This is a genomic window from Chitinophaga rhizophila (assembly GCF_019492185.1).
In the GTDB taxonomy this organism is placed as follows: domain Bacteria; phylum Bacteroidota; class Bacteroidia; order Chitinophagales; family Chitinophagaceae; genus Chitinophaga; species Chitinophaga rhizophila.
Genome location: NZ_JAICCF010000001.1, coordinates 1,410,680 through 1,432,943, shown reverse-complemented (window position 1 = coordinate 1,432,943; position 22,264 = coordinate 1,410,680). Strand labels below are relative to the sequence as shown.

14 protein-coding genes and 1 pseudogene are annotated in these 22,264 nt (G+C 44.2%); 7 read left to right on the top strand and 8 right to left on the bottom strand.

Features of this window, described 5'->3' with window-relative positions; translation table 11 throughout:
- Nucleotides 1–31: 31 nt before the first annotated feature.
- From K1Y79_RS05345 to K1Y79_RS05320, 6 genes are all read right to left on the bottom strand, one after another.
- A complete protein-coding gene (locus K1Y79_RS05345; protein ID WP_220248965.1) occupies nucleotides 32–2,290 on the bottom strand; it encodes a DUF4838 domain-containing protein in 2,259 nt (752 codons plus the stop codon).
- Nucleotides 2,291–2,301: 11 nt separating this feature from the next.
- Nucleotides 2,302–5,169 (bottom strand): tetratricopeptide repeat protein, encoded by a 2,868-nt coding sequence (locus K1Y79_RS05340; protein WP_220248964.1) that lies wholly within the window; start codon nucleotides 5,167–5,169, stop codon nucleotides 2,302–2,304.
- A 2-nt stretch (nucleotides 5,170–5,171) separates the two neighbouring features.
- A complete protein-coding gene (locus K1Y79_RS05335) occupies nucleotides 5,172–6,668 on the bottom strand; it encodes a glycosyltransferase family 2 protein (RefSeq protein WP_220248963.1) in 1,497 nt (498 codons plus the stop codon).
- 27 nt (nucleotides 6,669–6,695) lie between these two features.
- A complete protein-coding gene (locus K1Y79_RS05330; RefSeq protein ID WP_220248962.1) occupies nucleotides 6,696–8,156 on the bottom strand; it encodes a glycosyltransferase family 2 protein in 1,461 nt (486 codons plus the stop codon).
- 8 nt (nucleotides 8,157–8,164) lie between these two features.
- Nucleotides 8,165–9,292 (bottom strand): HEAT repeat domain-containing protein, encoded by a 1,128-nt coding sequence (locus K1Y79_RS05325; protein ID WP_220248961.1) that lies wholly within the window; start codon nucleotides 9,290–9,292, stop codon nucleotides 8,165–8,167.
- 70 nt (nucleotides 9,293–9,362) lie between these two features.
- On the bottom strand, nucleotides 9,363–9,746 hold the full coding sequence (locus tag K1Y79_RS05320) for a response regulator (RefSeq protein WP_220248960.1): 384 nt from the start codon (nucleotides 9,744–9,746) through the stop codon (nucleotides 9,363–9,365).
- Nucleotides 9,747–10,179: 433 nt separating this feature from the next.
- On the opposite strand from K1Y79_RS05320, the gene K1Y79_RS05315 reads away from it, so the two are divergent.
- The 5 genes from K1Y79_RS05315 (at nucleotide 10,180) to K1Y79_RS05295 (ending at nucleotide 16,436) form a co-directional block, all read left to right on the top strand.
- Nucleotides 10,180–13,590 carry a response regulator gene (locus tag K1Y79_RS05315; RefSeq protein ID WP_220248959.1) on the top strand — a complete coding sequence of 1,137 codons (3,411 nt, stop codon included), beginning with the start codon at nucleotides 10,180–10,182 and terminating at the stop codon, nucleotides 13,588–13,590.
- 15 nt (nucleotides 13,591–13,605) lie between these two features.
- Complete coding sequence (locus K1Y79_RS05310; RefSeq protein ID WP_220248958.1) at nucleotides 13,606–14,427, top strand: CheR family methyltransferase; 822 nt, start codon at nucleotides 13,606–13,608, stop codon at nucleotides 14,425–14,427.
- A 24-nt stretch (nucleotides 14,428–14,451) separates the two neighbouring features.
- Nucleotides 14,452–15,012 carry a chemotaxis protein CheB gene (locus K1Y79_RS05305; RefSeq protein WP_220248957.1) on the top strand — a complete coding sequence of 187 codons (561 nt, stop codon included), beginning with the start codon at nucleotides 14,452–14,454 and terminating at the stop codon, nucleotides 15,010–15,012.
- Between the two features lie 53 nt (nucleotides 15,013–15,065).
- A complete protein-coding gene (locus tag K1Y79_RS05300) occupies nucleotides 15,066–16,151 on the top strand; it encodes a sensor histidine kinase (RefSeq protein ID WP_220248956.1) in 1,086 nt (361 codons plus the stop codon).
- Between the two features lie 72 nt (nucleotides 16,152–16,223).
- The gene (locus tag K1Y79_RS05295) at nucleotides 16,224–16,436 is read left to right on the top strand and encodes a hypothetical protein (protein WP_220248955.1); all 213 of its coding nucleotides are present in this window, start codon (nucleotides 16,224–16,226) and stop codon (nucleotides 16,434–16,436) included.
- Nucleotides 16,437–16,566: 130 nt separating this feature from the next.
- Here the strand turns inward: K1Y79_RS05295 and K1Y79_RS05290 are convergent, their stop codons facing one another.
- On the bottom strand, nucleotides 16,567–17,706 hold the full coding sequence (locus tag K1Y79_RS05290) for a FecR family protein (protein WP_220248954.1): 1,140 nt from the start codon (nucleotides 17,704–17,706) through the stop codon (nucleotides 16,567–16,569).
- 42 nt (nucleotides 17,707–17,748) lie between these two features.
- Nucleotides 17,749–18,282 carry a sigma-70 family RNA polymerase sigma factor gene (locus K1Y79_RS05285; RefSeq protein WP_220248953.1) on the bottom strand — a complete coding sequence of 178 codons (534 nt, stop codon included), beginning with the start codon at nucleotides 18,280–18,282 and terminating at the stop codon, nucleotides 17,749–17,751.
- 457 nt (nucleotides 18,283–18,739) lie between these two features.
- On the opposite strand from K1Y79_RS05285, the pseudogene K1Y79_RS29495 reads away from it, so the two are divergent.
- Nucleotides 18,740–19,057 (top strand): annotated as a pseudogene (locus tag K1Y79_RS29495) (STN domain-containing protein); the annotation flags it as partial.
- 36 nt (nucleotides 19,058–19,093) lie between these two features.
- Complete coding sequence (locus tag K1Y79_RS05280) at nucleotides 19,094–22,264, top strand: SusC/RagA family TonB-linked outer membrane protein (protein WP_220248952.1); 3,171 nt, start codon at nucleotides 19,094–19,096, stop codon at nucleotides 22,262–22,264.

Below are 22,264 nucleotides of genomic sequence, written 5' to 3'. Positions count from 1 at the left end.
AATAGCCTGTTTGGAAGAGGGTGGACAGCCGCTATCTGACGTATATTTCGTCACAGCAGATGGCAGCTTTTTTGCCTGGAGCAGCATCCCGCCAGGCGGGAATTGTCTGAAGGCAACGGCCTGTTACCCTGACGTACCGGGCCTGTAATGCGGGTAGGGAAAAGCGGAAGTTATTGATCCGGGCATCATATTCCTCTGCCGCTACCGGCGTAGTCTGTTGTTTACCGGCGGGAGAGAAGGTATTGCCATCATTAGAAATCTCTATAATAATATCAGTCGGATTAAAGATATAATGACGGGCATCCTGCAGGAAATTCATTTGCACCTCTTTTACGGTGTGTGCAGTGCCCATATCAATTGTTGCTACCAGGTCTTTTCCATAGATGAACAGCCAGTTGATACTGAAATCCTTATCGCCCTGCAGACCATCTGTAAGGGTTTGTTCTTTTTTAGCCGGATAGTCCTCTGCCCAGGGATGAAGCAAAGCGACTTTTGCCCTGAAGGCCAGACTGCTGATCCATTTACGGGCAAAGATCGTTTCCCATTCCCGCTGATAGGCGTCTGCATTACCGCCCCCTTCAGAGAGTTCCTTTACGCCTGCCGCTTTGGACTGTGCAGTGAATTTTTTGACACGTTCAGGCCACCGGGGATTGACTACATATTCATTCCCTTCAGGCACCAGGTATCCGAATTTTTCAGTACCAAAAAAGCGTGACTGTTGTAATACAGTATATTCCAGAGGCAGCCGTGCATTATATATTCTTGTCAGCAGTGTATTGTTGCCTTCCACAGCTTTTTCAGCTTTGTCGAGCAGGGAAGAATACTGATCAATAGCTTCAGGGGAGAGGTAGTTGTTATAGTTATTAACAGGATTACCGTAGATGTCCAGTAACGTCTTTGTAGTATGCAGGGTCGTAGTCAGTGCCTGCAGATATTGCTTAACAAACGGACCTGCCTTACCATAATATCCATTCATAAATTCATCGGTGATCTCTGCGGTGGTCAATGCAGGATTCCATAGCAGTTTGGCTTGCAGGTAGCTGTTGTATGCTGCCATGTCGCTATAGGTATCGCCGCTACCCTGCGAGAAAACGCCCTTTACTTTATGATCTTTCAGGTATTGCAGATTGGGTTGCAGGTTATCGTAATCAGGAAACGGGGCCAGGTAATTGGTGAACTGTGTGGTATAATCCCACAGAAAAAGATTGTCCGTAATAGCGCCCCAGCCTTCCAGGTCTTTTCTAAATGCAGCAGCAGAAGCGATAGTGGCCAGTGGCTCATGACGATAAGCATCGATGCTGCTGAGCATAATCCAGACGTTCTTCGCGGGCTTCGTTTTCAGTGGTGGATGTGCGGTGTACTGATACGCCAGCGTAGTAAACTGCTGGTCAGGAAAGGTGGCAGCCACACGATTGATAAACCGGATCAACGGTCCTTGTACACCACCTTCTTCTTTCGTTACTTTACTACACTCGTCACAGGTACAGAATCCACCACCATCTTCCGGCGCAACAGACCAGTATAAAGCATCAGGATTGTCGGAAATAGCAGTACGCAGATAGTCAGTGACCGCTTTAAATGTGGCCTGACTACTCAGACAAAGCTGGCTGGGCTGCCGTTGACCATTTACCAGCGCATAGTATTCGGGATGGGTACTAAAGTACGTTTTTGGTGGCAGTATTTTAAAAAAGGAATGTCCCCATACTCCCCACAGATCTTCAAAACGATGTAGTTTGTGCCATTCCAGGTATTCATTATCGAAAGCAGCAGGGTAGTAGGTTTCCCGGTAAAGGAAAGCAGGCTCCTGTTTATCCATTAGCTGTTGCGGTAACTGCAGACTTTTCGATACCGGTACGCTGACAGGAATGTCTGCATATTTGCGGCAACCGAAATAATCTTCCAGTAAAGTATATACACCATATATCACACCTTTGCCGCTTCCACCTTTGATATATACATCTCTTTTATCAGATGCAATAAAAAAGGCTTCTCCTTTTAGAGGCGCTGCTGCCACCGCATTGGTATGTTCAGTATTACCAATAAAGATAGAAGGTTGTTCCTGATATGTTTTCTCCGGAATGATCTGCAGAGAGGCTCCGCAGATACGTTGCATATATTCCTGCAACAGCTTTGCTGCTTTTGTTTCATTCTTTGTGGCTTCATCCGGCAGGACGATGACATAACTGGAAGAACCATTCGTAGCAAGGTTAATATTCCCGCTGGTCGGCTGACAACTATTATATGTCAGTAAGGTCATTATAAGCAGTAAGCCATGCATCATCCTGAACATGAATAAAGTGATTAGAATTTACGTTGCAGGGTTATATAGATATCATACTGGTTCTGAAATTCGGTATTGCTGATTTTCTGGTTTATCCAGGTACCGAAGATCCCTGCAGTAGTACGGTATTTAAAAGTTTTCTGGTAACCAGCCCCTACACTGCGGGTCAATAACCCTGCCAGTTTAGGGAATTGTATCAGCCGGCTGCGGTCGTCTGGAGAGGTACCCAGCCCTGCGGTGAAAGAGATATAATCCTGCTGCCGGTTCATATAATACCGGGTAGTAAGATTGTAGGAAGTGTAAAACTCAGGTGCGTCACTGATGAAGTATGCACGGAAATTTACCCAGAAGTCTTTCCATGTTTTAGCAATGGAAGCTACACCTGAAATACTGTTAGAACTGTCTGCGTTCAGGTAACGTACCCCCAGCTCACCTTCAATATCATGTTTGAAAGTTTTGAAGATAGAGTACCCGAGACGTGCTCTTGGGAATACGACTTCATTAGAGTAAGTCGCCAGGGCATATGAATACAGCTTAGGATTGTGGATATAATATAGTTCAGCCTCGCCTTGCAGACCGGTACCTTCCTGTCTGCCTGCGTAGTTCATACGGGCAGCATAAGAGCCGCGTTTGAAATAGTGCCGGTATTCCAGCGTAGCAATGTTATATTTTGTGTCCTGGTAGTCGTAGCTGGAATGCAGGAAGAACATGCCAAACTGGTTCTTCATCGTTTTGCTGCGCAGATAATCTGCATAATCCACATATAGGGGATTGCCATTAAGTTTTACGACAGAGTCAGCTGCCTGAGTAGCTTCCGCATACATCTTTTTACTTTCGAGTGTCACCGCACGTTTTTGCAGGAATGTTTCGTTGTCAGGATAGTACCGGATGCCCTGATTGGCATAAGCCAGTGCGCTGTCATACGATTGTCTGCCATTGAGCAGATTAATACTGTATAACAAAGCCAGTGAATCTTTTCTGTTGATGCTGAGTACTTGCCGGTATACCGCCAAAGCACTGTCGGGGGCATTATTCCGCTGATAGTTATTGCCGGCAGCGAGCAGGCCATCTGTATAAGCGGTTCTGTACTTCACCGTATAAGGATAACGCTGCATGAGTTGATAGGCAATTGCGTTAGCTTCATTATAACGTTTCATTTCCGTTAGTACACCTGCTTTTTTCAGTAGCAGGTCTTTGTTGTCAGGGTGATATTGCAATGCCCTGTCAGCATAGAAAAGCGCACTATCTGGTTGTTCAACAGCTGCTTCGAGGTTGATAAGATAATTAAGGGCTTCCAGGTTATCAGGAGCTTCAGCAAGTACGGCCCTGAACTGACCGGCTGCCATATCATATTCTTCTGCCTGCATCATCTTTCTGCCGGCAGTGAGGCGCAGATCTACGAGGTTAGCACTATAGCGTGCATCGCCGGGGTAGCGACCGGATAGTCGGGCTGCAATATCTGCCGCCTCGTCATACTGCCCGGTTTCAGCAAGTACGCTGGATTTCTTCAGCAGGAACCTACCGTTCTCCGGATATACATGCAGGCCTTTGTCCAGTATTTCCAGTGCATGAACATAGTCTTTCTGACTGATGTAGGTATTGGCCATGAGGTCAAGTGCGGTTGTATCCTTGGCATCTGTCTGCAGTACTTTATCAAATTCAGCCAGTGCAAGGTCATATTGCTGCTGGGCAAGGTAGTCTCGGCCACTGGCAGTTTTCAGATAGATGTACCTGTTGCGCTGGTCGGCATTGGCAGCATAGTTATAGCGTAGTCTTTCGGCCAGCATAGCCGCTTCTGTAAATTTGCGATCGCTTTCCAGCACATCCAGTTTGAGCGACAGCAATCGCTGATCGTTAGGACTGGTTTTCAATCCGCGGTTGATCCATGCCAGTGCTTCGCGATAAGCGCCACGGGATATACTCAGACCGATTACTTTATCCAGTGCTTCCCGGTTGCCAGGGTTTTTCTCGAGTACACCGGCGTATAACAGGTAAGGGTCGGTATTGGCATACCAGGCGCCGGCTTCCATACGTAGTTCAGTTTCCATACTTCTTGCTTTGGCATCAGTAGGCCAGCGTTTCAGTATCTGTTGCAGCTGATTGATAGCGCCGGCATAGTCATGTGCATCCTGTAACAGTCCGAGTTTACGCATCATAAGCTGATAAGAACCGGGACTGTCAGCCAGTTCTTCATTCACCTGTTCAATTGCCCTTGTATAGCTACCACTTCTGATGTTCATATTGTTGATGGCAGACCGCGCTTCTTCATTGTTAGGGTCCAGCATCAGTGCGCGCTGATAATTCTCATGCGCCAGCAGTTGATTATTCCTGCGCTGGTAGTAATTGCCGGCCAGCAGGAAGTGTCCGGTATAAGCACGTTGTACGGTGGTATCGCCGGCATATTTGTCAAGGAGGCTGGTAGCATAAGCGCCGCCCTGGAAGAAGCGTTCGGAAGCATCCAGGATACCCAGTTTTTTCAGCATCAGCTCCTTATCGTATGGGTATTGATATAAGGCTTCGTCAGCAAAACATTCCGCCTCTTCATATCTTTTAGCGCTTAGCTCAATGTTGATGGCATAGAGGTAAGCATCTTTATACTTCGGATCTTTAGTAAGTACGTCTTTCACATATCTCCTGGCCAGGGTGGTATTACCCGTCAGCATGTACAACCGGCCGAGCAGCAGTTGCTGATCGATGAAGTCAGGCCTTTTCTGCAGCGCCTCTTTTGACAGTTGTATTGCCTTCTGATAGTGTTGCAGTTTTGTTTCCTTTACAGCCTCGTTATACAGTTCATCCGCATCTTTTCCTTTGCTGAAGAGCTGCGCCTGTACCTGTAGAGATAAGCAGAGTACCGTGCCTGATAGAATATATTTTAAAAGAGACATCATGATTAAGTGTTTGCTGGTTTCTTCTGTCCGAATCCCTGGCGCTGCATATTCCCCCAGGTATGTTTTTTGCCCGTTATGAAATTGAAGTAGCCGCGCAACGCGAAGAAGACGATCAATGGATGGTAAATGAATGGTTCTATGAAGGCCATTAAAGCAAGTCCGACCACTTCTCTCCAGGTTTTGTAATATTTATACGTGATCTGATCCCATAATACAGCCAGTGTAGTGATCATCACAGAATACAGATATACGAATAACAATAGAATCAGTGCATTCTGCCAGTTGATATTGCCGGTAATGATCTGGTAGATATAATAGATGATACCGGTAAATTCGATGATAGGGGCCAGGAACTCGAAGAAGAGGTTGTATGGAAGTACCACTAAACCAAGCTTGCGGTAACGCGGATTAAAGATCACTTTACGGTGAATAGTAATGATCTCTGCCAGACCACGGCCCCAGCGGGTACGCTGACGGCTGAACACCTTCATATTGGGAGGTCCTTCCGTCCAGCACTGTGTAGTAGGAATGTACCTGATCGCATATTTCAGTTTGTTATCGATCATATAGGTACACATGCGGGTTACAATGTCCATGTCTTCCGCAAAAGATTTACTGTCGTAGCCGCCGGCTTTAATGGCAATCTCTTTATCAAAGAGTCCGAGGCCACCGGATACGTTGGGTACGCAGTTGATCACACTCCATCCCATTTTACCAAGTACATATGCACGGAGATATTCCATCTCCTGGAAACGAGGCAGCCATTTTTCAGGAGGGCGCACACGGGTGATCACACCTTCATCAATTTCACAGGAGTTAGCAATACGCAGGGTAGCACCGGTGGCAATGACACGTACGCTGTCTTCCTTTACATGCACATATCCACATTCAGGACAGGGCTCGCCAACCTCCGTAATCTTGTTATGTTCCTCATCCATAAATGGCTTGATCATGCGTAACAACGTATCTTTTTCAATGATACAATCAACGTCGGTACACAGGAAGTAATCATAGGCAGCCGCATTAATACCCGCGTTGGAGGCATCCGCCTTACTTTTACCATTGACTTTATCTATCACTACCAGTTTATCGTAAGCAGTATTAACAGACTTGAAGAGTCGCTTTACAGGTTGGGATTTGATACGCTCGTTATAGGCAAAGTCCACTTCCTGTAACTGAAACTCATTGATCAGTTTCGTTAGCGTGTCGTCTGTACTACCGTCATTGACAATGATCACTTCAAAACGCGGATAGTTCAGCGTCAGGAGAGAACGCACGTTCTGGATAATAGTGACGCCTTCGTTGAATGCGGGCGCTATAATAGAGATGCCGGGCGCAAGCGGAGACTGCAGCATTTTATTGTAGTCTACATAACTGTTCTTACGCTGGAACCTGATAATGCCCCGGAGTGAGAGGATGGCCAGTAACGCGTACATGAACAGCATGGTGCAGCCATATACAAATACAAAGCCCTCGTAAAAGTTTCTGAACAAATCCACAGTATCGTGCTTGGTTTTATATTATGATTACTTGGCAGTAACAGTTGCAGCTGCCTTTTGTGTAGTCTGGAAACCTCGTCGCTGCATATTACCCCATGCGCTCTTTTTACCCGTAAGGAAGTAATAATAGCCGCGGAGGGCGAATATTACAATCAGCGGGTGATAAAGGAAAAACTCCATAAAAGGCGTCGTACAGAGGAAAGCTACTTCCTTCCAGGTTTTATAGTACCTGAAAGTCAGCTGATCCCAGAGTATGGCGATGGTTGTAATCATGACAGAGTAGGTGTATACAAACACGAGCAGCAGAATTGCCGTCGGCCAGTTGATGAGACCCAGGCAAGCCATGACTATATAGTAAATGATACCAGATATTTCCACAATAGGCGCGAGCAGTTCAAAGAAGAAGTTATAGGGAAATACGATCAGTCCCATTCTGCCATACCGGGGGTTGAGGAACATCCCGAAGTGTGCATACATCAGCTGTGCAAGTCCTCTGGCCCAGCGGGTACGCTGCCGGTTGAAGATCCTTACAGAAGCAGGCGCTTCTGTCCAGCATAAGGTTTTAGGTATATAGCGGATAGCATAGTCAATCTTGTTATCATGTGCGTAGCGGCACATACGGGTCATTAGCTCCATATCTTCACCGAAGGAGCTATGGTCATAGCCGCCGGAACGAATGGCTATTTCTTTGTCAAAGAGGCCAAGACCACCGGATACATTAGGAACACAGTTCAGCAGGCTCCAGCCCATTTTACCCAGTACGAATGCACGGATATACTCTACTTCCTGAAAGCGGGGTAGTAACTGCCGCGGAGGACGCATACGAGTCATGACACCCTGGTCAAATTCGCAGGAGTTGGCGATACGCAGCGTAGCACCGGTAGCTATTACCCGCTTTTTTTCTTCCTGCATCACCGGCTTAATCAGTTCGAGCAGGGTGTTTTTGTCAAGGATGCAATCCACGTCGGTACATACAAAGTGATCGTAAAGGGCAGCATTGATACCGGCATTTACGGCATCCGCTTTACTTTTACCATTCACTTTATCAATAACCATTAGTTTGGCATAGGCCGGATTGGTAGATTTGAAGACCTTTCTGACAGGTTTAGTTTGTATTTTGGCATTATAGGCAAAGTCAACAGGTACCAGTTCAAACTCATCTATCATCTGCTCGAGGCTATTATCAGTACTGCCATCATTAATAATAATGATCTCATACCGGGGGTAGTTTAAGGTAAGCAGGGAGCGAACGTTAAAGATGATGGTCAGTCCTTCGTTGAACGCCGGAGCCAATACTGTGATGCCCGGAGCCAGCGGAGAGCTGAGCAGGATATTTTCCTGGTTGAACTTATCTTTCCGCGCATAGGCACGCACTGTGATCATTGAAAACACGGCCAGCAAAGCATAGGTGATCAACAGTATTGTACCGTAGATAAAAACAGTGCTTTCATAAAATCTTCCTATCGTTTCCCAGATACTATTTTCCATCTCCTCGATCAGAATTTGATTAACGGGTTCATGCTATGTTTCAGGATCAGCTTGTTTTCAGCCGTAGCAGTATCTATCAGTTCCTGGATAAGACCTTTTGCCGCCCATTCATTTTTGATCAGTGACTTAGCAGCGTGTTTACGCACATCGAAGTCGGTGGCATGCAGAAATTCCTGGCGGAGGAAGTCAACATTACGGCCGCTGTTGATCCGGCCGATGGCTTTCAGGATTTCCAGGCGGCAGTTCAGCGGCTGACTATTATACATGTGTAGTAATTTCTCTTCTACATCTTCTATCTTAAGTTTGCCGAGACAATTGATGGCGTCGGCGCGCAGATAGTGGTCTTTGGTATCCAGTAACCTTACGACAGCAGGTACAGCGCTGACCTGGTTATAGTGAACGACCAGTTTGAGGCAGAAGGATACGATGCTTTTATTGGAGGAGTAGGTGATCCATTGTGCGAAGTTGGGTATAGCGATGTGTTCGGTAGTTGAAATGATCTTGAACAGTTCAACCTGATCCCACATCAGCAATGGTTCAGTTACCACGTCGAAGAATTTAAATGGCTCGTTCTTACTGAGTTTGATATAGGCATGGCGGGCAGCAGCGCGCAATTCACGGTTGCGGCTGTTGGTAAGCGGGAGGATGGTTACGTCAGCAATAGACATATTCATATTGCTGAGTTCTGCCAGCGCCTGTACCTTTTTATCCCATTTACGGGATTTCATTTTTCTGAGAGAGTCCTTGTCGAGTTCGAGTTGGATATACAGGTTTCTGAGTTGTTCACCCATAGAGCCTCTGACATTATTACGATATTCAATCAGGCGGTCTATCAGTGCCTGACGGGCCCACTTTTTTTCAAATACCGGCAGTTGAAATACTTCTATAGGAAGGGCTACCTGTTCGGCTGGCACATTGCTGGCCAGCTCGTCGTTGAGCAGGATATGCTCCATCAGCAGGTTATCGATGACCGGGTTGAGGTTGGCGAGTTTCTTTTCCCTTTTGTACGCTTTGTATCTGCCGGTAAGGATAGACAGGTAGGCAATTACAGTGCAGGATACCGCAATGAAAATAAAGATAATAGCGATCTGAATATTCAGAGAGGCGCCTCTGAAATCATATAGACTGTATTCCATATAGGACTGGTCAAGTTAATCAAAGGTTCAACAAAGGAAGTAACAGTGAGCTGGTATATAGTAAGTTCAGTTATTTAGCGTATTGCATAATCAGTCTTTTCACACGAATGAGCAGTTCGCCTGGAATGACAGGTTTTTTCAGAAAATCATCTGCGCCGAGTTTAAATCCTTCAAGGATCATTTCTTCGTTGCCTGCATTTGAAACAATAATAACCGGGATTGGTTTACCGTCTTTCCTGGTTTTTACTTTGCTAAGGATTTCAAAGCCATTGGCATACGGCATCATGATATCGGTAATGATCAGGTCATAATCGTAGTTGGTGTCTTCGAGACGTTGAAATGCTTCTTTTCCGTTTGTTACATGCTCAATCTTATATTCTTCTTTATGAAGTATCCTTTCCATGATTTTAGGCATTACTTCATCGTCTTCTACGAGCAGTATTCTGTTACTCATAAATTGGCTTTTAGTATATAGATGAACTGAGGAATGGTGTCCTTCAGTATCATAGTTCAAGGTAGTTCACTTCAGTATTCAGGTGAAAGGATGCGGCTGTAATCTGTCATTTACAGTAGTGTATTCTTTCATAGTCTCAATGGTATCCCTATATATACTGAAATTTGCAGTTCCGGGATTTAATGGATTGAGAAAAATGTCAACTTATCATACATTGTGAATAATCATAACTTATTGTTCCTGTTAAATGTATCAGTTGCGATTCCTGCTATAGCAAAGGTACGTTGACTGCCATTAAGACGGCCATATTATCGTCAGAAATATATGACGGGGGCTCAGGCGGCTGTTATGTTTGCGGGTGCATAGGGACTACAGGACTATTTCCTATATTTGTTAGGTCGTATTGTTATTATCCTACTGTACTTTATTTTATATGAGAAATACCTTGAAACTTCGGCTGTATATAGGTTTTGCCCTTGCCCTTATTTGTGTAACTGCGGGGGGTATCTTTTCATATATCACTTTTACGCATCAGCGTACAGAGGGTAAATGGGTAGAGCATTCGTATGAAGTCATTACCTCCGCACAGCGGCTGAACCGCTATGTTTATGAGATTGAGTCGGCGGGGGCTGCCTACAGGAGTACGCGTGTGCGCAGGTTCTTACAGCCATATTATCAGAACTCTCCGAAGATACTTCCCTTAGCCCAGGATCTTCGTAAGCAGGTGGCAGATAATGCGTCACAATACAGGCGTGCGGGAAGGCTGGAGAACCAGGTGATTGCCTTATTGAATTACTGGCAGGCTTTACATAGCGATACGTCGGCCATGTTTAGCAATCCGCTGAATGTGATCCAGGAGGAGAGGCGGTTTATCGATACAGTGCATAACCAGATCACCGAGATTATCGGAGAAGAGCGGGCGTTACTGATCACCAGGACAGCCTCAAATAAGGAGTCAGTTGGCAGGGCTATCACTATGCTGATAAGTAATACTGTCTTTATACTATTGATCGCTGTTACGCTGATGATTGTCTCATACCGGGAGCTAAACAGCAGGATGAAGATCCAGCAGGAACTGAGGAGGCGGCTGAAGGAGCTGGAAGAGTTGAATCAGCAGACATCGGAAAGGAACTGGCAGCTGACAGGCGTCTCGCAGATCAATAATAGCCTGAGCGGCGACCTGGAAACACGTGTGTTAGCCAACCGCTGCCTGGACGTGATGGTATCATATCTGAAAGTACCCGCGGCCGCGTTTTACGCGTATGACAACCGGGAGAATGTGTTGCGGTTATGTGCAGGCATTGCCTTGCCATCGAAGGTAAAAACCGAGTATGCCTTACATGAAGGTATAACTGGGCATGCCGCTAGCAAGAAAGAAATTACGATAATAGAGCGTATTCCGGCTACTTACTGGAATATTGAAACAATAGGCGGAAACGCCCAGCCGGGATCTATCATATGCGTACCGCTGTGGCATAATGAAGATCTGATGGGCCTTATCGAACTGGTAACCTTCGGGGACATATACCCGGGAACAATTGAGTTACTGAACACTACGGCCAAGGCAATAGCCGTAGCTGTAAATGCAGCTGAGGCCAAAACAAGGGTGCTGCAATTACTGGAAAAGGTACAGGAACAAAATGAGGTACTTGAGACCCAACAGGAAGAACTACGACAGTCTAATGAGGAGCTGACCCGTCAGTCAGAAACCTTACAGGCCTCAGAAGAGGAGCTTAGGGTACAGGAAGAAGAGTTACGCCAGGTGAATGACGAGATGAATGTGCAGAATAAGGCCCTGGAGATTGCGCGCCAGCAGTTGTCACAGAAGGCGGAGGAATTGGAGCAGAGTAGCCGTTATAAGTCAGAGTTTCTGGCAAATATGTCTCATGAATTGCGGACTCCGCTTAACAGTGTTTTGATACTGGCACGGTTACTGGAAGAAAATAAGGAGCGTAATCTGAGCCATAAGCAAGTAGAATATGCCGGAATTATACATCGGTCAGGTTCAGACTTGTTGAAGCTGATTAATGACATCCTTGACTTATCGAAGATAGAGGCAGGGAAAGTGGAAATGCAGATAGAGGCGGTACCGGTAAAGCAGATCGTGAGTGACCTGGAACAATTATTCCAGGTGGTAGCAGAAGAAAGAGGTATACGTTTTTCTACCGAGATTCAGCCCGGAGTACCGGAGACGATCCAGACAGACCATCAGCGGCTGGAGCAGGTAATTAAAAACCTGTTATCGAATGCGTTTAAGTTTACGCCGAAAGATGGAAGCGTGAGTCTGCGCTGGATGGTTAAGTCTGACGGTATACACATTGCCGTGAAAGATACGGGCACAGGTATTCCGGCAGACAAGCAGCAGCTTATTTTTGAGGCGTTCAGGCAGGCAGACGGTTCTACCAGTCGGAAGTATGGAGGTACCGGCCTTGGACTTTCTATCAGCAAGGAGCTCATGAAGCGGTTGGGAGGAGAGATACGACTGGAGAGCCAGGAAGGAGTCGGTAGTACATTTACGGTAGTTATATGGGGTGAAGGATATGTGGGTGTACCGGAAGTAGAAGCACAGCCGGTTAAACTTATAGAAGACGTGCCAGTCCAGGAGCCGGTAATTAGACCTTCTCCACAAGCGGAGACACGGTTGGCTGTAGAGGATGACAGGAACCAGTTGGGCAGGCAGGATAAGCTTGTACTGATAATAGAAGATGATCACAACTTTGCAGCTATCCTGCGTGACTTTGCCAGGGAGAAAGGGTACAAAACGATAGTTGCTCAGAATGGTAATGACGGGCTATTCTTTGCGAGAAAGTATCTGCCCGCAGCTATACTGCTAGACATGAGCTTGCCGCTTATCGATGGTAATAGCATACTGAAGATATTGAAGAGTAATGACGATCTGAAGCATATACTTGTTCACGTAATATCAGCTGGCGAGCTTTCTTTACAGGTCAGGGATAGCGCAGAGGGGTATACGCAGAAGCCGTTGCAACTAACCGATATAGAGTCTGTCTTCAGTGATATCAGCGAGCAGCTGCAGGCACGGTTTAAGAAGGTGCTGGTGATATCGGACGGTGTATTGCTGAATCACCCGTCGTTGCAGTCGATGAGTGATGAAAGGCATTTACAGACGCAGTACCATCCGGTAAGAAGTATGGAAGAAGCAGGCAGGGAGTTACAGCAGAAGAGCTATGACGCAGTGATACTGGATGCCAGCATTGATATGCAGGACAGTATCCGGAAGATGCATATGCTCAGGCAGCTGGCAGCAAATAAAGGGATGCCTATTATTGTATATCTCGATCACGATATTTCCGAGGCAGACGAATTACAGCTTAAGAAAGATGCCGCAGCTATAGTCAGAAATTCTACGTTTTCAACAGATAGGCTGATGGATGAACTGGAGTTATTTCTTTATAAGTTACAGGAGACGCCTCCGGAGCAGCATGGAGAAGTAGTGGCATCAGAAAATACACTTTCAGGACAGAAGATATTGCTCGCAGATGACGACATGCGGAATGTATTTTCTCTAAGCGCCCTTTTGGGGGAACAGGGAATAGATGTCATTACCGCAGCAGATGGCAAGGAAGCATTGGAGAAGCTGGAAGAGCATGCTGACATCCGGCTGGTACTGATGGATATTATGATGCCCGAGATGGATGGTTATGAAGCCATGCGAAGAATCAGGGCAATTGCACGTTATAAATCGCTACCGGTGATCGCGCTTACCGCAAAGGCTATGGCCGGCGATAGGGAAAAATGTATTGCGGCCGGCGCTTCCGACTATATCGCTAAACCTATTGAAAGCAGCAAATTATTATCACTAATGCGAGTGTGGATGGTGTAAATCTTATTGTTTGTTATGAAAGAGGAACTCTCAAATGTAGATTTCCTGGACATCATCAACATTGTCAGGTTACAGTACGGATATGATTTCACCGGTTATGCACAGGCTTCTATCAAACGGCGTTTACTCCGTTTTATGGGACATATGCGGTTGACTTCCGTTTTTGAGCTGAAGCACAGGTTGGTCAATGACCAGGATTTCTTTGCACGTTTAGTGCAGTATATTACCGTGAATGTGACGGAAATGTTCCGGGATCCGTTGTTCTATAAGACTTTGCGGGAGCAGGTATTACCTAAACTGGCGGCATACCCCAATATTAAAATATGGCATGCCGGTTGTTCTACCGGAGAGGAAGTGTTTTCCATGGCTATTCTTTTGCATGAGGCAGGCCTGTTAAGCAGGACGAAGATCTATGCAACTGATTTGAATCCGTCAAACCTGGATAAGGCGATGACAGGTATTCTGGCATTGGATAACATGAAGGACTTTACACAGAACTATATTCAGTCCGGTGGGTTGGCAGACTTTTCTAATTATTATACCGCCAGGTATGATAATGTCCTTATCAAAAAGGAACTACGACAGCAGATTGTGTTCTTTCAGCATAATCTGGTAACTGATAAGGTTTTTAATGAGTTTCAGCTGATCTGCTGCAGGAATGTGTTCATTTATTTTAACAGGGATCTGCAGAATACGGTGCTGCAATTGTTTTATGACAGTTTATCGCCCCGAGGATATCTGGGAATGGGAATAAAGGAGACCATGCGATTTGCCGATATCCACACGAGGTTCGAGGTTGTGCATGCGCAGCATAAAATATACCGGCGTAAGGAGTAGCAGATTATATGATTATCACCGTTTATGAATAACAGATTTGACGCAATAGCGATAGGTGGATCTGCAGGCAGCCTGGCAGTGCTGACAGACATCCTTGATTCGTTACCCCATCAGCTTAGACCGCCTGTTGTGATTGTATTACATAGACTTAGAAATGTGCAGAGTGAAATGGGAAGGCTGTTGTCTACGAAGAGAAAAATTGTAGAGCCGGAAGATAAAGAGCCGGTAAAGGAGCATTGTATATATCTTGCACCTCAGAATTATCATTTACTGATAGAAACGGAAAGAACGTTCATGCTTGATTATTCTGAGCTGGTGAATTATAGTCGTCCGTCCATTGATATGACATTTAGCAGTATTGCCGATGTATACGGTGAGCGGGCATTGGGTATATTGCTGAGTGGCGCTAATAAAGACGGAGCCGAAGGGCTTTGTCAGATTATAGCCGCCGGAGGTACCGGACTTGTACAGGACCCGCGTACAGCAGCCTTTGAAGCGATGCCACAATCGGCATTGGAGATGTGTGCTGCTGTGAAACCATTATCCATAGAAGATATTAAAAAATTTATAATTGGTGAAACGTAAATACGCAGCCCTACGTATATACGTCAAAATAGCCGTTAAAAGAATTTAGAAGGATGATGACGAAATTTACTATTCTACTGGTGGATGACCGGATGGAAAACCTGCTGTCTCTCGAGCAAATGCTGCTTGCGGATAACAGGGTGTTTCTACAGGCCACCTCAGGGAATGATGCACTGAAGCAGGTACTGAAGAATGAAGATATTGGGTTGATCATGCTGGATGTGCAGATGCCGGATATGGATGGATTTGAAGTGGCGCGGTTATTAAAAGCCAATCCGAAGACAAGGGATATTTCTATCATCTTTGTGACAGCCATAAACAAAGAGGAGTACTATGTTTTAAAGGGATTTGAAAAAGGCGCAGTTGACTACCTGTCTAAACCATTGGATATCAATGTGACCCGTGCTAAGGTAGATGTATTTGAGCGACTCTATTTTTATCAGCATGAACTTAAGCAGGCACTTAGAGACAAAGAGCTGATCAATGGTCAGCTGGAGCGGTTTATGCATGTGGTAGCCCATGACCTGAAATCTCCTTTGTCAGGAATTACAGGTTTATTATTGCTGATGAAAGAGGAAGAGGAAATTATCCAGTCAGCGTTTTTGTCTGAGTATACTGACATGGCTATTAACGCTACTTCTCAATTATCTGACATGATAACATCTATCCTGGACTATAGCAGAGATCATCAGTTCAGGCATAAGGAGGAGGACGTAGACGTGAATGAGTTATTGCAGCAGCTGATAAAACTATTGTTTCCACCTCCCAAGGTGGAAATAACCATAGAGGGCGAGCTGCCGATAATCCATACCAGCAGGCAGAAGTTGCAACAGGTATTTCAGAATCTCTTGAGTAATGCTATCAAATATAATGATAAGGATCGGACAAAAATTGAAATCGGGAGTAGACCAGACGGAGATTTCTATGAATTTTATGTTAAGGATAACGGGCCTGGAATAGAGGAAAAAGATAATGAGCGCATATTCAGATTATTTGAAAAGGTAGACAATGATGACGAAAAAGGCACAGGAATAGGCCTGAACATATTAAAATTACTGGTTGAGACGCAGGGAGGCAAGGTATGGGTTGATTCAAAACTGGGAGAGGGTAGTAGTTTCTATTTTCAATGGAGGAGATAAAAAGCGCTCAAGTAAGGAAAAAAAATCATAAATTAAATGTTGAATGAAAGGAATAGCCCATTCAATATGTGTATGATAGAGTTTTATTTATATTCAGACAGGGACAATGAGCAGACATCTGCAACCGGTAAAGAAGAAGAAATTGTACATACCGGATCAGGAGGTGCATTTGATGAAACTGAATCCGCCGCTGATGAGGCTGAGTGGGAAATGACTGACGAGCAACTGGACGAGCGTCTGGAGAATCAGGAGACGATCAACAGGAAAAAGCGTCCGGCGTATTAGGTAATCGCGATTTTCGTTTACGGCAAGGCATAAAAAAAACCGGCACTAAAGGAATAAAGTACCGGTATTTCATTTTGCATTGTTCGTAAACGGAGTTTATAGTATCTGACGGCATCAGAGCCGGGAGCTACTACTTAATATGTATAGTATCATTTGTGTAGTAATAATCTGCAACACGGATAACCTTCAGCATCTCGAGGAATGAACCTATCCCTTCTGACTTGGTGATTTGTCCATTGAAAGTCTTATCTGCTACATCTGGATTATCAGGGATAATGGTGACATCATACCATCTTTCCAGAATGGGGATGATATCTCTAAGAGGCGTTTTATTAAACGTATATTTCCCTTCAAGCCATGAAAGTACGTCGTTTTTATCAAATGGACGTGTATTGATGCCTTTTTGAGTAGTATATTCTGCCTGCAGGCCTGGTTTTAGTAAAACTTCCTGTTTCCCTGCCAGTACCTTTACGGCGCCGTCTACAAGTGATACAGCTGCATTATCCGCTGTATAGGTGTTTATATTAAATTCAGTGCCGAGTACCTGTATGGTAGCTGCCGGCGTATGTACAGTAAAGGGCTGTTTAGCCACAGAAGCTACCTGGATATAAGCTTCTCCGGTAAAAGTGATTTCGCGGCTGTTACGATTGAATCCGAAAGGGAACTGCAGCGTACTGCCTGCATTCATCCGGATTTCAGTACCATCTGCTAATCTGATGGAGTACTCTTTGCCGGGAGGTACTACCAGTTTATTTAGTCCAATGTTATTCCTGTCTGCAGAGAAAGTTAGTTTATTCCGGCTGTTATTGAGTGTTACCTCTCCATTTTCAGTGCTGTAGTGCGTTTCCTTACCTGAGAGATCGAAGATCTCGCCATTCTCCAGCTGAAGGTAAACACTTTTTGGCGGAATTTGCTTATGACTGTCAGTCAGGACTTTAGAGTTATGGTTGGTTTTTGAGACTAAATATATACCAAAGGCCCCTGCTCCGAGGAGGATGGCAGCTATGAGTAGTTTTTTAAACGGGAAAGGTCTGGGCTTAATGTATTCCCTCCTTTCTATCACCCCCTGCATGATTTCAGCGGCTGACATGTTCTCAAAATCTTTTCTGCGCTGCTCATCTTTCTGGAAGAAATCCTGTAGATTTTTCCATACTTCGGCTACTTCAGGATCTTTTTCGATAAGGGCATCCAATTGGGCTTCCTTTTCTTTATCGAGTTCCTTGGTAAACTTGAGCAGTAACAACTCGTATATGTCAGTTCTTTCGCGCATGTACTTCTCAAAGTGACAATACCAGTAAAAATGCTTTAGTGCTTACAGTACTTTTTTCAGTTTTTCCTGTAATTTTTTGCAGGCAGTATGAATATGTACATTAACGGTGTTAATGGACAGGCCCATATCAAGTGCTACTTCCTTTCTTTTTTTCCCTTCTATAAATACCTGAGTAAATATATTGGAAGATTGTAGCGGAAGCGTCTGAATAGCGGCGGAAATGGAACGCTTTAGTTCCTCTCTTTCGAGTCCACTTTCAGATTTTGTGACAAAATCCTGGAAGAAGGACCATGCATTTTTCCTGGTTTCTTCCGTGTCTTTTGTTTTGATATGCCGGTAACATTTGTACCTGAGAGACTGAAACAGGTAGGAGCGTACGTTCGTCTGCACGTTAGAGAGAGAACGTTTTTCCCAGATCTCTATGATCAGATCCTGCACTAGATCTTTTGCTTCCTGACTATCTTTTAATAGTCTGTAAGCCTCTGCCCAGAGCGCCTTTGCATGGTTCTGGAATATAGTCTCGTATGTGACATTATCGTCTGCCCTATGCAGATCGTTAGTATTCGCATGACGCATTATATAACCCCTTTACTATTTACGAATATTATGCTAAGCCCCCTTGAACAGATGCAATTTATATCGTTTAAAAAGTGGGGCGAAAGTACTAAACACATATATGTTATTTTGAAATTAACTTATGGGTACTCATGTGAAAAATTGTAAATGTCCTGATGAAGTAAGTACGTTAACAATGCTACGATAGTATAAATGCTTGTCTTTTAATTCTTTGGGTAAAGCTAGTAATCGTGGATGTCTTTTTTTGAGATTGTTATGGCACTGAGTACATGTACGTTAAAACAAGGAGGGCGGATTTCAAGTTCTCAAAAAAAAGAAAAGAATATTGCTAAAGCTTTTTTGGAAAAATTGTCACTCTACTTTTTGACTAACTGTTACTATGCAAATTTAACCATCAGATCAGGCCAGTGCAATTGTGAAGTAAACGATTTATTGACCATTCTAATTTCTGAGATTTATGTTTCACCGTTATTGGGACTGTATTTTATACAGCCTCGGGGTCATTGTTGTATGTATTCTCCCCATCCGTTCCGTCTATGCCCAGGACAAAAACAGCCAGCAGAGAGTATCCCTGCAATACGACAATATTAAGCTTGTTGATCTTTTCAATATCATTTCAAAACAGACAGGTTATACATTTTTCTACAATAATCAATCTGTAAATGATCAGGCCAGAATTACAATTCATCAGAATAATGTAAACATTGAAGACATACTTAATAAGGTATTGTCACCCCGGGGATATGCCTGGGAATTGCGTTCTGGCAGAATTGGTGTATTCAGGAAGGAGGGTACAGAAACTACTGAAAAAATGATGACAAGAGAGGTAAAGAATCTTTTCAGAGGAATTGTAACCTTGTCAGACGGTACGCCTCTTGAAGGCGCAAGTATTACAATAGCCGGTACCGGCGTTGCTGTGGCAAGTACAGATGAGAAAGGACTTTTTTTTCTGGAAGGTTCAGGAGATAGTATGCTGATCGGTGTAAGTTATACTGGCTTTCAACGTAAGGAGATTATGATAACATCTGGCGTATCATCCAAAATAACCATGCAACCGTTGATTACAGAGTTGTCGGCAGTTGCAGTTAGGAGTAACGGCTATCAGAAGATTCCCCAGGAAAGGGCAACAGGTTCTTTTGTACAGATAGATAATCAGTTGCTGAATCGACGGATTGGACCTACAATACTGGAGCGGCTTGAAAATATAGCCAGTGGTTTAATGTTTCCGAATAAAAACATTCCGCCATATTCAACAGAAGCCTATATTTCTGTACGCGGGCGAAGCACGATATTGGCGAATGCCCAGCCATTGATAGTTGTAGACAATTTCCCATACACTGGTAATATTAATCTGCTCAATCCGAACGACGTCGAGAATATCACCATTTTGAAAGATGCAGCGGCGGCGTCTATCTGGGGTGCCTTTTCCGGAAATGGGGTAATCGTTATTACGACAAGGAAAGGTAAGCTAAACCAGGCGCTTAAAGTAGAGGCAAATGTTAACCTGACGATGGGAGCAAAGCCAGATTTATATTATAGCCGGAATTTTCTTCCATCAAGTGAGTATATACCAGTCGAACAATATCTTTTTGACAAAGGATATTATGATGATGATCTTCTGAATGACTACAGTTATCCGCTTATTTCTCCGGTAGTTGAGTTGCTTGATAAAAAGAGAAGTGGTATAATGCCAGCTGCAGTAGTTGATGCAGAGATTAATAGATTAAAAGGTGTTGACAGAAGAAAACAGTTCGAAAAATATCTGTACAGACACAGTTTGAATCAGCAGTATGCTATTAATATGAGCGCAGGAGGTGAGCATAGCTCATATTTATTCTCAGTAGGGTATGACAGAAATCTACATAACACGGTGGGTGACGCAAACGATAGATTTACGCTTAATAATCATAGTATATTCAATTTTTGGGGTAAGGCAGAGTTATCCACAGGTGTGTCACTGGTGATGCAAGAAAATGAAATAGGGATTATCCACTCTATTATTCCAAGAGGAGGGAAACTTGCGTATTCGTACTTAGAGCTTGCAGATGAGAAAGGAAATGCATTAGCAATACCAAGAGATTATCGGTACAGTTTTGTAAGTAATCCACCCGATGAGGGCTTATTAGATTGGACCTATCGGCCATTGGATGAAATCAGATTTGCAGATAATATAGAACGGAGATACCATATCCGTCTGAATCCTGGATTAAAGATTCCGATCACAAACGGACTGAATATGGAGCTAAGGTACCAGTTTGAAAAGCAGTGGTCCAGAGTGAAAAACTATCAAAGTGAGAAGACCTACGAAACCCGGAATGTTATTAATCTGTTTACCCAGGTAGTTGATGGAGTGCTTACTCGACCGCTGCCCATCGGAGGTATTATGGCCGAGAGTGATGGTGAATTGACGAGCAATAACTACAGAGTACAACTAAACTATAACAGAAAATTCGCAGGGAGGCATTCATTAGCTGCTATTGGAGGATTTGAACAGCGGGGCATTGTAACTGAAGATGAGACAAATATTTACGCTGGTTATAACAAGGAAAATAGTACATATGCTACCAATCTGGATCATTCCACCTACTTTGATGCTTATCGCTACCTTGGCCCAGGCGGATATCTGCCGGGTGGAGGCACTTTAAAACAATTCAATAATGAATTTATCTCCTACTACGGCAATATGACTTACATACTTGATGATAAGTATAAAATATCAGGTAGTATGCGATTTGATCAAAGCAATATTTGGGGGATCAATGCAAATCAAAAAGGCGTACCATTATGGTCAGCCGGGTTGCTCTGGGATATTAGCAGGGAAAAGTTTTACAAATCTCGTATCGTGCCTACATTGCAATTGCGTGCGACATATGGTGTTAATGGTAACCTCGATCCGACAGTTTCGGGACGACTGGTAATTGTTACTAATCCGATACGTAATGTTGCAGGGCTTCCTAGTTCTGCAATTGCTAATTATCCCAATGCAGATCTGACATGGGAAAAGTCAGCCATGTTAAATATCGGTGCAGACTTTGAAATTGGTAATAACATTCTTAGAGGAAGTATTGAATATTATCGGAAAAACGGAAAGGGATTAATTGGTCTTGTAGTTCCTGCTTTGCAGGTTGGTACAGATATGATCAGAACCAATTCGGCCACTATGAAAGGTGGTGGAATAGACTTTTCACTATCCTCCATTAATGTTAACAGAAAGATAAGCTGGACGTCAGATTTCATTTTCAGCTACAATTGGGACGAGATCGTGAAGTATAATTTTCGATCACCTTTAACGACTGCCATTACTTCAGCAGATGGTTCAACGGAAGCGCTAGTTCCCATAATTGGTAAGCCGTTGTACGGTATATATAGCTACGAATGGGGTGGTCTTGACCCTCAAAATGGAGATCCTATCGGATTTATGGGTGGGCAGCCCTCAAAAGAGTATGATAAATTAGCTGGCGTAGGAGGATCGGCTGACATCAGGTATCACGGTGCTGCTCGTCCGACTATGTTTGGAGCGTTTCGTAATACAGTTTCTTATAAAGGTTTGTCATTGTCAGTGAATTTCGGATTCAAACTCAGATATTACTTTCGAAGATCCGGTTTGTCCTATGAATCCTTGTTCGCAAAGTGGCATGGGCATGCGGACTATTTATCGCGCTGGCAAAAAAAGGGTGATGAACAGTGGACACATGTACCTTCAATGATATACCCGCTGGACGGTAACAGAGATTATTTCTACCAGTATTCCGAGGTTCTGGTGGAAAAGGCAGGTCATATACGTCTACAGGATATTAGGTTTAGCTATAATTTGCGTCCAGCATTTTTATCAGGTTCCCAAGGAAAATACCTGCAATTATATCTGTATGCAAACAACATTGGGATTGTCTGGAGGGCAAATAAGTTGAAAATTGATCCTGATTATGTTGCCGGAGGTCCTGTTCCTCCTTCTCTCGCTATAGGTTGCAAGATTGTATTATAG